Source organism: Pseudomonas sp., from assembly GCF_035512415.1.
Taxonomy (GTDB): domain Bacteria; phylum Pseudomonadota; class Gammaproteobacteria; order Pseudomonadales; family Pseudomonadaceae; genus Aquipseudomonas.
Genome location: NZ_DATKDZ010000039.1, coordinates 26,177 through 38,009, shown reverse-complemented (window position 1 = coordinate 38,009; position 11,833 = coordinate 26,177). Strand labels below are relative to the sequence as shown.

At 64.4% G+C, this 11,833-nt stretch carries 10 protein-coding genes and 1 pseudogene; 2 read left to right on the top strand and 9 right to left on the bottom strand.

The genetic code is table 11. The features are described from left to right. Positions 1 to 25: 25 nt before the first annotated feature. Positions 26 to 2,716 carry a cation-transporting P-type ATPase gene (locus VMP31_RS20300; RefSeq protein WP_325509517.1) on the top strand — a complete coding sequence of 897 codons (2,691 nt, stop codon included), beginning with the start codon at positions 26 to 28 and terminating at the stop codon, positions 2,714 to 2,716. A 37-nt stretch (positions 2,717 to 2,753) separates the two neighbouring features. On the opposite strand, the gene VMP31_RS23485 is transcribed toward VMP31_RS20300, so the two are convergent. From VMP31_RS23485 to selD, 6 genes and pseudogenes are all read right to left on the bottom strand, one after another. Further along, complete coding sequence (locus tag VMP31_RS23485) at positions 2,754 to 3,467, bottom strand: methyl-accepting chemotaxis protein (protein WP_414705481.1); 714 nt, start codon at positions 3,465 to 3,467, stop codon at positions 2,754 to 2,756. A 141-nt stretch (positions 3,468 to 3,608) separates the two neighbouring features. Continuing rightward, positions 3,609 to 4,025 (bottom strand): annotated as a pseudogene (locus tag VMP31_RS23480) (HAMP domain-containing protein); the annotation flags it as partial. 875 nt (positions 4,026 to 4,900) lie between these two features. Beyond that, positions 4,901 to 5,509, bottom strand: a complete 609-nt coding sequence (locus VMP31_RS20290) for a flavin reductase family protein (RefSeq protein WP_325509515.1) — start codon at positions 5,507 to 5,509, stop codon at positions 4,901 to 4,903. Continuing rightward, the gene (locus VMP31_RS20285; RefSeq protein ID WP_325509514.1) at positions 5,509 to 5,787 is read right to left on the bottom strand and encodes a hypothetical protein; all 279 of its coding nucleotides are present in this window, start codon (positions 5,785 to 5,787) and stop codon (positions 5,509 to 5,511) included. The genes VMP31_RS20290 and VMP31_RS20285 overlap by 1 nt, the downstream gene beginning before the upstream one ends. A 76-nt stretch (positions 5,788 to 5,863) precedes the next feature. Then, positions 5,864 to 6,964 carry a tRNA 2-selenouridine(34) synthase MnmH gene (gene mnmH, locus VMP31_RS20280; RefSeq protein ID WP_325509513.1) on the bottom strand — a complete coding sequence of 367 codons (1,101 nt, stop codon included), beginning with the start codon at positions 6,962 to 6,964 and terminating at the stop codon, positions 5,864 to 5,866. Next, a complete protein-coding gene (gene selD, locus VMP31_RS20275) occupies positions 6,964 to 7,998 on the bottom strand; it encodes a selenide, water dikinase SelD (RefSeq protein WP_325509512.1) in 1,035 nt (344 codons plus the stop codon). Before selD ends, mnmH begins: the two co-directional genes overlap by 1 nt. A gap of 108 nt (positions 7,999 to 8,106) precedes the next feature. On the opposite strand from selD, the gene VMP31_RS20270 reads away from it, so the two are divergent. Then, positions 8,107 to 9,129 (top strand): patatin-like phospholipase family protein, encoded by a 1,023-nt coding sequence (locus VMP31_RS20270; RefSeq protein ID WP_325509511.1) that lies wholly within the window; start codon positions 8,107 to 8,109, stop codon positions 9,127 to 9,129. Between the two features lie 42 nt (positions 9,130 to 9,171). Here VMP31_RS20270 and VMP31_RS20265 read toward each other — a convergent pair whose 3' ends face one another. The 3 genes from VMP31_RS20265 to VMP31_RS20255 form a co-directional block, all read right to left on the bottom strand. Next, a complete protein-coding gene (locus VMP31_RS20265; RefSeq protein ID WP_325509510.1) occupies positions 9,172 to 10,233 on the bottom strand; it encodes an AI-2E family transporter in 1,062 nt (353 codons plus the stop codon). A gap of 91 nt (positions 10,234 to 10,324) precedes the next feature. Next, positions 10,325 to 11,137 carry a DUF4892 domain-containing protein gene (locus tag VMP31_RS20260; protein ID WP_325509509.1) on the bottom strand — a complete coding sequence of 271 codons (813 nt, stop codon included), beginning with the start codon at positions 11,135 to 11,137 and terminating at the stop codon, positions 10,325 to 10,327. Then, positions 11,134 to 11,796 carry a glutathione S-transferase family protein gene (locus VMP31_RS20255; RefSeq protein WP_325509508.1) on the bottom strand — a complete coding sequence of 221 codons (663 nt, stop codon included), beginning with the start codon at positions 11,794 to 11,796 and terminating at the stop codon, positions 11,134 to 11,136. The genes VMP31_RS20260 and VMP31_RS20255 overlap by 4 nt, the downstream gene beginning before the upstream one ends. Between the last annotated feature and the right edge of the window lie 37 nt (positions 11,797 to 11,833).

Here is an 11,833-nt window from a genome sequence, read left to right as displayed (position 1 = left end):
GGGCTGGACAATTCTGGAGCAGCGTATGCAAGCCCCATCGGCCAATGACTGGCACGCCCAACCCGCGCAACACAGCCTGGACCAACTTGCCAGTTCCGAGCAGGGCCTGAGCAGCACTGAGGCCGAACAACGCCTGAGCAGCCATGGCCCCAACCAGTTGCCCAGGCAGCGGGCAGCAGGCCCGCTGCGACGCTTCGCCCAGCAGTTTCACAACACCCTGATCTATGTGCTGCTGGGGGCCAGCCTGGTCACCCTGGTGCTCGGCCAATGGCTGGACAGCGCGGTGATCTTCGCCGTGGTGCTGATCAACGCCATCGTCGGTTTTCTTCAGGAAGGCAAGGCGCAACAGGCCATGCAGGCGATCCAGCGCATGCTCAGCCTGGACAGCCGAGTACGGCGTGACGGCACTGTCCACAGCATTCCCGCCGAACAGCTGGTACCCGGTGACCTGGTGCTGCTGGAGGCCGGTGACCGCGTGCCCGCCGACCTGCGCCTGCTCGACACCCGCGACCTGCGCATCGACGAGGCTGCGCTTACCGGCGAATCCCTGCCGGTGGACAAGGACCGCGTCGCGGTGGATAGCGCCGCCAGCCTGGGCGACCGAATCTGCATGGCCTACTCCGGCACCCTGGTCAGCGCCGGCAGTGGCAGCGGCGTGGTGGTGGCCACCGCCGGGCACACCGAGCTGGGCAAGATCAGCCATATGCTCGGCGCGGTGGTCAGCCTGCAGACGCCCCTGCTGGCGGATATGGCGCGCTTTGCCAGGCACCTGACCTTGCTGATCCTCGGCTTGACCCTGCTCACCTTCGCCTTCGGCGTGCTGCTGCGCGGCTACAGCCCCGCCGAGATGCTGATGGCCGCCGTCGGCCTGGCCGTCGCGGCTATTCCCGAAGGCCTGCCGGCGGTACTGACGATCATTCTCGCCCTGGGCGTGCAGCGCATGGCCAAACGCCGGGCGATCATCCGTCATCTACCGGCGGTGGAAAGCCTCGGCGCGGTCACGGTGGTCTGCTCGGACAAGACCGGCACCCTGACCCGTAATGAAATGACCGTGCAGCAGGTGTTTACTGCCGCTCACCACTACAACGTCGACGGTGTCGGCTATGCGCCCCAGGGCAGCATTCACTGTGATGACGGCCAGCTCTGCCAGCTGGACGCCTCCGCCGACCTGATAGAACTGGCCCGCGCCGGCCTGCTGGCCAATAACGCCAGCCTGCGCAGCAGCGAGGATGGCTGGAGCATTACTGGCGACCCCACTGAAGCCGCCCTGCTGACCCTGGCCGGCAAGGTCGGCCTGGAGCTGCAGCATGAAGCGCGCAACCTGCCGCAAGTCGACGCCATCCCCTTCAGCTCGGAGCAGCGCTGCACCGCCAGCCTGCACCATGACCACGCCCACCACGGCCTGATCTATATGATCGGGGCCCCCGAGCGTCTGCTCGAAGCCTGCAACCGTCAATGGCGCGACGGCCGCCCCGAACCGCTGAACCCACGCCATTGGCACCAGGCCCTGGACAGCGGTGCCAGCCAAGGCCTGCGCATGCTCGGCCTGGCCATCCGCCCGCTTGGCCAGCCGCAGCAGAGCCTCGATTACCAGGACCTCGACGGCGACTACGTGCTGCTCGGCCTGGTCGGCATGCTTGACCCGCCCCGCGAGGAAGCCATTGCCGCCATCGCCGAGTGCCACAGCGCCGGCATCGCGGTAAAGATGATCACCGGCGACCATGTCGGCACCGCCTGCGCGATTGCCGCGCGTCTGGGTTTGAAGGGCACAACGGCCCTGACCGGGGCCGAGATGGATCAACTCGACGATGCCGAACTGGATCGGCGGCTGGCCAACACCAGCGTCTTTGCCCGCACCAGCCCGGCGCACAAGCTGCGCCTGGTTGAGCGCCTGCAGGCCGGCGGTGCGCGAGTGGCCATGACCGGCGACGGGGTCAACGATGCGCCGGCGCTGAAACGCGCCGACATCGGCGTGGCCATGGGCATCAAGGGCACCGAGGCGGCCAAGGAGGCGGCGCAGATGGTGCTGGCCGACGACAACTTCGCCACCATCACCCACGCCATCGAAGAAGGCCGGGTGGTCTACGACAACCTGAAAAAATCCATTCTGTTTATCCTCCCCACCAATGGTGGGCAGTCCATGACTCTGCTGGCTGCCATCGCTCTGGGCATGACCCTGCCGATCACGCCGCTGCAGATTCTCTGGGTCAATATGATTAGCGCCGTGACCCTGGCCCTGGCCCTGGCGTTCGAGCCCGCCGAAGAAGACCTGATGCGCCGCCCGGCACGGGATCCGGCGGCCCCGCTGCTCAATGCGCAACTGCTCTGGCGCGTGCTGTTTATCGCCGTGCTGATGACCCTGGCCAGCGCCGGCCTGTTTTACCTGACCCAGCAACAGGGCTGGAGCCTGGAAGCCAGCCGCACCCTGGCAGTCAATGCAATCATCGCCTGCGAGATCGGTTATCTGTTCAGCAGCCGCCGCCTGCTGGCACCCGCGCGCTTCGGTTGGCACGACAACCCCATGGTCTGGAGCATGGTGCTGTGCATCATCGTGCTGCAGGCGCTCTTCAGCCACTGGTCGCTATTGCAGGGCCTGTTCGGCACCGAGGGCATGCCACTGGCAGCCTGGGGCCTGTGCCTGCTGCTGGCCGCAGTCATCTGCGCGGTGGTGGAACTGGAGAAATACCTGGTGCGCCGCCTGCAACGACGCTCCTAGGCCAGTTGATCGGGCCCAGGCCGGGCCGCAGGTGGTTTTACAAGCGAAAGTGCCCGGCCATGTCTTGCAGCTCACGGCCCAGGTCTGCCAGTTGAATGCTGGAATTGGCGGACTCGTCCATGGCCAGCGCGGACTGGTCGGCGATATCGCGAATCGAGGTGACGCTGCGGCTGATTTCCTCCGCCACCGCCGTCTGCTGTTCGGCTGCGGCGGCAATCTGCTGGTTCATCTCGAAGATCTGACTGACCGCAATGGCGATTTCCGCCAGCGCTCCTTCGGTCTGGTTGGCATCCTGCACGGTCTGCGCCACCAGCACGCCACTCTGGCGCATATCCTCCACGGAGCGGCGGGTGCCCTCACGCAGGGTGGCGATCAGCCCTTCGATTTCCGTCGTGGACTGCTGGGTGCGCCGGGCCAGTGCGCGCACCTCATCGGCCACCACGGCAAAGCCGCGGCCCTGCTCCCCCGCCCGCGCCGCCTCGATGGCGGCATTGAGCGCCAGCAGGTTGGTCTGCTCGGCCACGCTCTTGATCACATCCAGCACCGAGTCGATGCGCTGGGTGTCCTGGCTAAGCCGTTCGATGCTCTGGGTGGTGGTATGCATGGCGTTGGCCAGCTGGTTGATCCGCTCCAGGGTCTGCTGCACCACGGCCACGCCGCTGTTGACCCGACGGTCCGCCTGCTCGGTGGAAGACGCCGCGGCCTCGGCGTTACGCGCCACCTCATGCACGGTGGCGGTCATCTCGCTCATGGCGGTGGCGACCTGATCGGTTTCCACCTTCTGCCCATTCACCCCCCGACGCGTTTGCTCGGTGCTGGCCGACAACGACTGCGCGGACGCGGAAATCTGCATCACCCCGCCCTGCAAGCGCCCAACCATCTCGCGCAGGTTGTTGGACATGCCCTGCATGGCTGCCTGCAACTGACCAATCTCATCGCCACGCTGCACCTCGATACGCGCGCTGAGGTCGCCGTCGGCGATGCGCCGCGCCTGCTCAATCACCTGTTTCAGTGGCCGCACGATCAGCAGGGTGATGGTCAGCGTCGCCAACAGGCCAATCAGCAGCGCCAGCGCCGTGGCCAGCACGATCAACCAGGTGCTGGCCTGCAGCTGCCCGTGCAGGCTGTCCTTCTGTCGCCCATAGGCCTGGTCGACCAGCGTCAGAATGCGCTCGGCCTGCTGCACCAGGTTCTGGTATTCGCGTTTTTGCTCCTGCAGCAGCCCGGTGTATTCGCTGAGCCGCTCATTGAAGGAATTGACGTTGCCGATCACCTCGGCCAGCACCGCTGCATAGCCGGGGTCGTTCATCGCATCGCGCAACTCGCCCGCCAGGGCCTGGGCGTCGGCGGCTTCCTGGATAGTGGTGGGGATCGCCTCGCCACTGCTGCGGCTCTGCACCAGCAGCACGCGGGCCTGGTCGAGGGCGCGCAGCAACAGTTGATGCACCTGGCTGATCTGCCCGGCCTGCAGCACCAACTCACCGCCCTGCTGACCCTGGCTGTTCTTGAGCAGGTCGATGCCATCTTCGGCCAGACCATCCTTGAGCAAGTCCAGGCTGTTGGACGCACTCACCACCAGCCAGGTGGCGGCCTCCAGCGACAGGTGCATCGCATCGCTCTGCTCGGCATAACGATCGAAGGCCGCGCGGTACGCCGTTATCGCCTCGGCCACCTGATCCAGCCCGGCACGCTCGTCCGCCGGCAACAGCGCCTGCAGTGCGGCGCTGGCTTCGAGAATCTGCCGGGCCTGTTCGTGCAAGCGGGTGGCGTGCTGTTTATCGCCGCTCAGGGCGAAATCCTGCTCGCTGCGGCGGATCTGCAGCACCTGGCTATTGATCGCACTCATGCGCTCCAGCAGCGTCGAGCGTGCACTGACATCCTGCAGCGCCAGAAAGCCGGTGGCCGCCACCAGCGCCGTAAGCGCCAGAACAATGCCAAAGCCCGACGCCAGTTTGATCGCCGTGCTGAAACTGGCGACTCGCCGCTGCACCACAGTCCACATAGCTCCCCCTGCCCGAATAACCACAGGGCAGCCCGCTGCTGCCTGTATTCCAGGTTGGCAACATAGGAGCACAGCCGTGCTGGCGACAAGCCAGCAGGCAGGCGCTTGGTGCTAACAGCTAAACGGAGGTCGCTTTTGCGCTGGTTCGTGCAGGTAGACGTGGCTGCGGACAGCCACACACATCAACCGGGACGGCGCATTTCGAAGGTGTCGCGGGTGCGGCTATAGGCCGTGCCGCCCAGACGCCCGACCAGATCAAGCTTGCCGGCATCGATACGGCCCTGCTCGGTGAGCACCGCATCGTCGATATGCGCCAGCAGCACCTCGGCGAAGATCAGGTGGCAGTTCGCAGCAGTTGGCGGATACGGCAGGATCTGCGCCACCCGGCATTCGAAAGCCACCGCCGCACCGGCGACCCTAGGCGGCGCAATACGCTGCGACGGCAGGCTGGCGATGCCGCAGTGTTCGAACTCGCTGATGCCATAGGGCAATACCGCGGCACTGGCATTCATCGCCTCGGCCTGGGCGAAGGACACCAGCTGAATCACCAGCTCGCCGCTGGCCTGCACATTCAGCAGGGTGTCCTTGAGGCCGCCATCGGCGCGGTGATTGACGTTGATCAGCAGGGTTGCCGGGTCATCGCTGATCACCTGAAAGAAGCTGAACGGGGCCAGGTTGCTGACCCCCTCGACCGACAGGCTGGAGACCCAGGCTATCGGCCGCGGGGTGATGGTCGAGGCCAGCCAGCGGTAACGCTCAAGCGGCTCCAGGGTGCTGAAATCCAGTTGCATCAACGACCTGCTCGCGACTCACGGATATAGAAACGCGCCCGTTCGGACTTCGCCGTGCAGCCCTTGTAACCTTCGAACTGCTGCTGGGTCTTGGCCGCCGTCAGCAGCGACAGGGCCTTGGAGTAACTCACGGTGCCGGCAAAGCCTTCGGCCTTGGCGATATCCAGTTCGCGCCAGGCGGCATCCAGCTGAGAAGCACAACTGTTGCGGTAAGCGGTCTTGCCCGCACAACCACTCAGTACCAGGACCAACACGGGTAACACTATCCACAACTTCATTACCTGACTCCTAGGAAGAAAAGAACTGGGCGTAGCCGTTTGCTATGACGCCGATTTTTGGCAAAAGTGCCCGGATCTAGCGACCGCGACGCTGTTGCAGAAACTCCACCACAGCGGCCTGTTCGCCCACAAACTCGATGCGCCCGGCCTTGCTCTCGCGCTGAAACACATACATGGGATCGTAGTACTCCACCAACAACGCTTCGATCCAGCCGCGATGGGTATCCACTCCGGTGCCGGCAGCCTGCTCCAGCAGGGCCTGGTCCATGATCGCCGCCAGGCGCTGGTAGCGTTCGCCGCCCAGGCGCTTGAGGATATTACTCAGGCTTTGCTGCAAACGCTCGGCATAAGTCTTGAAGCCCTCTTCCTCGCCCAACAGGGCGATAAATTCGCCGCTCAGGTCGACCACATAATCCTTGAGAATGCGCTCCGTGCGCCCTTGCAGGCTGTCTTCCAGCCAGACCAGGGGAAAGGCCTGCATGCCCTGGTACAGCTCCAGCGGCAGGGAGCAGCGGCCGATGATCCGCCCCTCGTCTTCCAGCACGAACTGTTCGAGGCCACTGGCGCGCTTTTTCAGGATATCGACGGCCAGGGCGTTCTCGAAGTCGATCTGAGCCGGCTGGCCGGTGGCGCGCTTGCCGAAGCTGGAGCCGCGGTGGTTGGCATGGCCTTCCAGATCCAGGCTATTGGCCAACTGGGCGATCACCTCGGTCTTGCCGGTGCCGGTCATGCCGCCGACCAGCACGAAATCGCACTGGGCCACCGCCTGCTCGGTGGTTTCCAGAAGAAAGCTGCGCATCGCCTTGTAGCCGCCGATCACCCGCGGATAGTCGATACCCGCCTCCTCCTTGAGCCACTGCTGGACGATCTGCGAGCGCAGGCCGCCGCGAAAGCAATACAGATAACCCTCGGGATTGGCCCGGGCAAAATTCGCCCAGGCCTCGATGCGCGCAGCCTTGAGCGGCCCGGACACCAGCTCATGCCCCAGCTCGATGGCCGCCTGCTGGCCTTGCTGCTTGTAGCAGGTACCGACCCGCTGCCGCTCGCCGTCATCCATCAGCGGCAGATTGATCACCCCGGGAAACGCACCCTTGGCGAACTCCACCGGCGCGCGGGCATCCATCATCGGCGTGGCATTGAGAAACAGGCTGCGGTAGTCGCTGCTGTTGTCGCGCATCAGAGCACCTCGACCGCATATTGCTGTCGTTCGAGCAACTCACCGATAGGTTCGAGGGACAAGCCCAGCTCCGCGGCCACGGCAAGGAACTCGGACTCGCCTTCCAGCGTGACCGCCACCAGCAGCCCGCCGCTGGTCTGTGGATCGCACAGCAGCTGTTTGTGCCGTTCGCCGAGCGGCGCGATCTTCTCGCCGTAGCTGTCGAAATTGCGCTGGGTGCCGCCGGGCACGCAGCCCTGCTCCAGGTAATAGTCGACACCGGGCAGGCGCGGCACCCGGGCGAATTCGATGCGCGCGGTCAGGCCGCTGCCATCGGCCATCTCCACCAGGTGGCCAAGCAGGCCAAAGCCGGTAACGTCGGTCATTGCGGTCACCCCAGCGAGCTTGCCGAAGCGGCTGCCTGGCTTGTTCAGGGTGCACATCCAGTCCCGCGCCAGGCCGACATCCGCGGGGCGCAGCTTGGCCTGTTTTTCGGCGGTGGTAAGGATGCCAATGCCCAGGGGCTTGCTCAGGTACAGCCGGCAGCCGGCGGTGGCGGTGTCGTTGCGCTTCATATGGCGCTTGTCTACCAGGCCGGTGACGGCCAGGCCGAAGATCGGCTCGGGGGCATCGATGGAGTGACCGCCAGCCAGAGGGATACCGGCCTCGTCGCAGATCGAACGGCCGCCGCGGATTACTTCACGGGCCACCTCCGGGGCCAGCAGATTGACCGGCCAGCCGAGAATGGCGATAGCCATCAGCGGGTCACCGCCCATGGCGTAGATATCGCTGATGGCGTTGGTGGCGGCGATGCGGCCGAAATCGTAGGGATCATCGACGATCGGCATAAAGAAATCGGTGGTCGACACCACCCCGCGCTCATCGTCTATGGCATACACCGCGGCATCGTCGCGCGAGGCATTGCCCACCCACAGTTTGGGGTCGAGGTTCTGCGCGCCACTGCCGGCCAGGATCACCTCCAGCACCTTGGGGGAAATCTTGCAGCCACAGCCAGCACCGTGGCTGTACTGGGTCAAACGGATGGGCTCGCTCACGGGATCGTTCCTAATACCTCGACAAGCGGCGGATTCTAGCAAATAGCGCCTTGGCGGCGGGCATTGCGACGCGTATGTTCGAACGCTTGAGGTATTTGGGGAGGTTTTATGAGTAAGCGCATTGCGCTGGTATTGGGTTCCGGGGGCGCGCGCGGTTATGCGCATATCGGTGTGATCGAAGAACTTGAGGCCCGTGGCTACGAGATTGCCTGTATCGCCGGCTGCTCCATGGGCGCGGTGGTGGGTGGCATCTATGCCGCCGGCAAGCTCAACGAATACCGCGACTGGACCCAGAGCCTGGACTATCTGGATGTGCTGCGCCTGCTCGATGTGAGCTTCCGCCTGGGGGCGATTCGCGGCGAGAAGGTGTTCGGCAAGATCCGCGAGATCGTTGGCGAAATCAATATCGAAGACCTGTCGATCCCCTTTACCGCGGTGGCCACCGACCTGACCAACCAGCAGGAAATCTGGTTTCAGGAAGGCTGCCTGCACCAGGCCATGCGCGCCTCGGCGGCAATTCCCAGCCTGTTCACCCCGGTGGTCCAGGGCAAGCGCATGCTGGTCGATGGCGGCCTGCTCAACCCCCTGCCAATCGTGCCGGTGGTCTCCAGCCACTGCGACCTGATCGTGGCGGTCAACCTCAACTCGGCCAACCCCCAGTCCTACCAGTTGCCGATCATTGAGCGGCCACCGGCGCTGAAAGGCCGCATCGACCTGATGATGAGTTCGCTGGGCTCGCGCCTGCCCAACTTCAAATGGAAATCCGCCACCGACGACGAACTGCTGCTTCTGGAAGACCCCTCGCAGCCCCAGGTTGCCGAGGCCATGAACCCCTGGCAGCAGCATGCGCGCAGCAGCGGCGACAAGGCCGCACCGAAATCCGCCAGCGGCTCACGGGTGGCCGACCTCAGCGGCCCGGCCTCCCTGCTGGAGCTGATCAACCAGAGTTTCGAGGTGATGCAGACCTCGCTGGCGCAGTACAAGATCGCCGGCTACCCGCCGGATATCCTGATCAACGTGCCCAAGCGCGTCTGCCGCTTCTTCGAGTTCTACAAGGCCCCCGAGCTGATCATGCTCGGCCGGCAGATCGCCAGCGACACCCTGGACAGGTACGAGCGCGGCGATCGCTGAGCAGACGGCTCAGGGCACGCGGCTGGCCAGGCCAGCCGCACCTCAGCCGGTGGAAGACTGCACGATAGCCGGTGGAGCCTTGTCCGCCACCCAGTCGCTGAGCAGGCTATAGGCCACGGCGAGCAGGGTCGGTCCGAGAAACAGGCCCATAAAGCCGAACGCCAGAAGGCCGCCGAACACCCCGAGCAGCACCACGATCAACGGCAGGTTGCCGCCGCGGCTGATCAGGTAAGGTTTGAGGATATTGTCCACTCCGCTGATCACGAAGAAGCCCCAGATCAACAGGAAGATCGCCATGCCCAGTTCGCCCTGGGAGAACAGCCAGATCACTGCGGGCCCCCAGATCAGCGGCGGCACCATAAACAGGCTGAAGGCGAAGGTGAGAATACCGAGGATCAGCGCACCCGGCACGCCGGCAATCATAAAACCTACCCAGGCCAGCAGCGCCTGCGCCGCAGCCGTCCCGATAACACCGTTGACCACCCGTTGCACGGTGCCTGCCACCAGCTCCAGATAGTGCTCGGCGCGGTCCTCGATCAGGCGCTCCAGCAGGCTGCGGGCAAAAGCGGCCAGGCGTGGACCGTCGCGATAGAAAAAGAACACCAGCACCAGGCTCAGGGCCAGCTCCAGCATGCCGCCACCGATCTGTGCGCTGCGGGCCAGCAACCAGTTGCCGACCTGACCAAGATAGGGCCGCACGGTGGCAAAGAAGGCCGCCCCCTGCTGATCGATGGTCAGCCAGAAGTTCGCCAGACTCTCGCCCACCAGCGGTACGCCCGCCAGCCAGGTGGGTGCCGGCGGCAGCCCTTCGACCTGGAAATCCTTGAGCAGGAGGGTGACATCCTTGATGTGATCGGCCAGGTTGAAGCCCAGCATCACCAGCGGCACGGCGACCACCACGGTCCAGGTCAGGGTCAGCAACCCCGCAGCCAGAGCCTGGCGACCGCCGAGCAGGCGGGTCAGCACGCGCATCACCGGCCAGCTGGCGAAGGACAGCACCGCGGCCCAGAACAGCGCCGACCAGAACGGTGCCAACACCCACAGACTGGCACCCAGCAAGCCCAGCAGCAGAATCTGCACCAGCAAACGATCGTTATTGGCCATTCAACCAGCTCCCTGCACAACGCAAAAAGGCTCTGCCACAAGGGGCAGAGCCAGATTAATTAATAACGACAAGAGTACCGACAGTAGCGTCTTAGCGCAGCACGTTGAGTTGTACGCCGCTCACATCCGCCTCACCCAGTTCCAGCCGACTGGCGCGCACGCGTTGCTCAACCAACGCTTCACGCCAGGCCTCGGCTTGTGCGCCGCTGATGCTGACGCGCAAGGTGCTATCCAGTCTGAGGCTCCGCGCCAGCAGTTCAACCCAGGCAGCGCTGGGTTCGACCTGCTTGGCCAGACGCAGTTCACCGGTGCCTTTCAGCTGCCGCTGCAGGGTGGCCGGGGTGGGCAACAGCTCACCGAGCGGCGCATTGGCGGTCAGCAACTCGGCATGCAGATAGGCGCGCCGGTTGCCTCGGGTGATGCTGTAGAGCGCCAGCAGGCTGTCCTGGCGCGGCTCCGCCAGACGCAGCAGCGCATAGGTCTGCTGATCATCGGAGCCCGTCAGGGTGGCATTATCGAATACCGCGTTGGCCCACAGGCTGCTGGAACCACATTCACGCCCCACACACCAGTAAAGCAATTCTGCATCCTGCTCTTGCAAGGTGCCGCGGAGGTTGGCGAACACTTCATTGGCCGTGTGGGTACGCGGCAACTCATAGGTCAGGGCCGTCAGCTGACCCTGGGCCGCCACTTCACGCTCGTAGCGCAAGGTGCCGCTGATACGCCGTATCGCCCCTTGAGGGTAGATGCGCTCCTGCTCGGCAACATCCTTGAAGCTGACAATCTTGCTGCCGGCAAAACGCGGCAGCACTTCGAGGTCCTGGCTGCCCGCCACATCAGCCCAGACACCGGCACTGGCCAGCAGCAGGCTCAGAGCGAGGCAGTAACGATTAACCCGGCTCATTTGATCAACATCGTTTGGGCGGATTGGACGAGTTTCTCGCCGTCTTCTTCGCGCCGCGGCACCAGCAGGCCGCGCTGCACCGCCGGTCGCCCGTCGAGTGCCGCCATCCAGCGCTGCAGGTGTTCCAGGCCCTCGACCGAGACGCCGGCCCAGTCGTGGACCCGCACCCAGGGATAGGTAGCGATATCGGCGATGCTGTAGTCATCGGCCAGGTACTCGGCTTCGCCCAGACGGCTGTCGAGCACTTCATAGAGGCGACGGGTTTCGTGTTGGTAACGGTCGATGGGGCCCTGCAATTTTTCCGGGTAGTAGCGGAAGAACACATTGGCCTGGCCCTGCATGGGGCCGACCCCGCCCATCTGGAACATCAGCCACTGGATCACCCGCGAGCGGCCCTTGGCATCGCTGGGGATCAACTGGCCGGTCTTTTCCGCGAGATAGAGCAGGATGGCACCGGACTCGAACACGGCGAAATCGTCGTTGTCGCGGTCGACTATGGCCGGGATGCGGCCATTGGGATTGATCTTGAGAAAGGCCGGGCTTTTCTGCTCCTTCCTGTCGAAACTCAGCGCATGCACGCTATAGGGCAGTTGCAACTCTTCCAGCGCAATAGACGCCTTATGGCCGTTGGGAGTGGCTGCGGTATACAGGTCGATCATGCGAATCTCCATGGCTATCGACCACACCTTTCCCCAG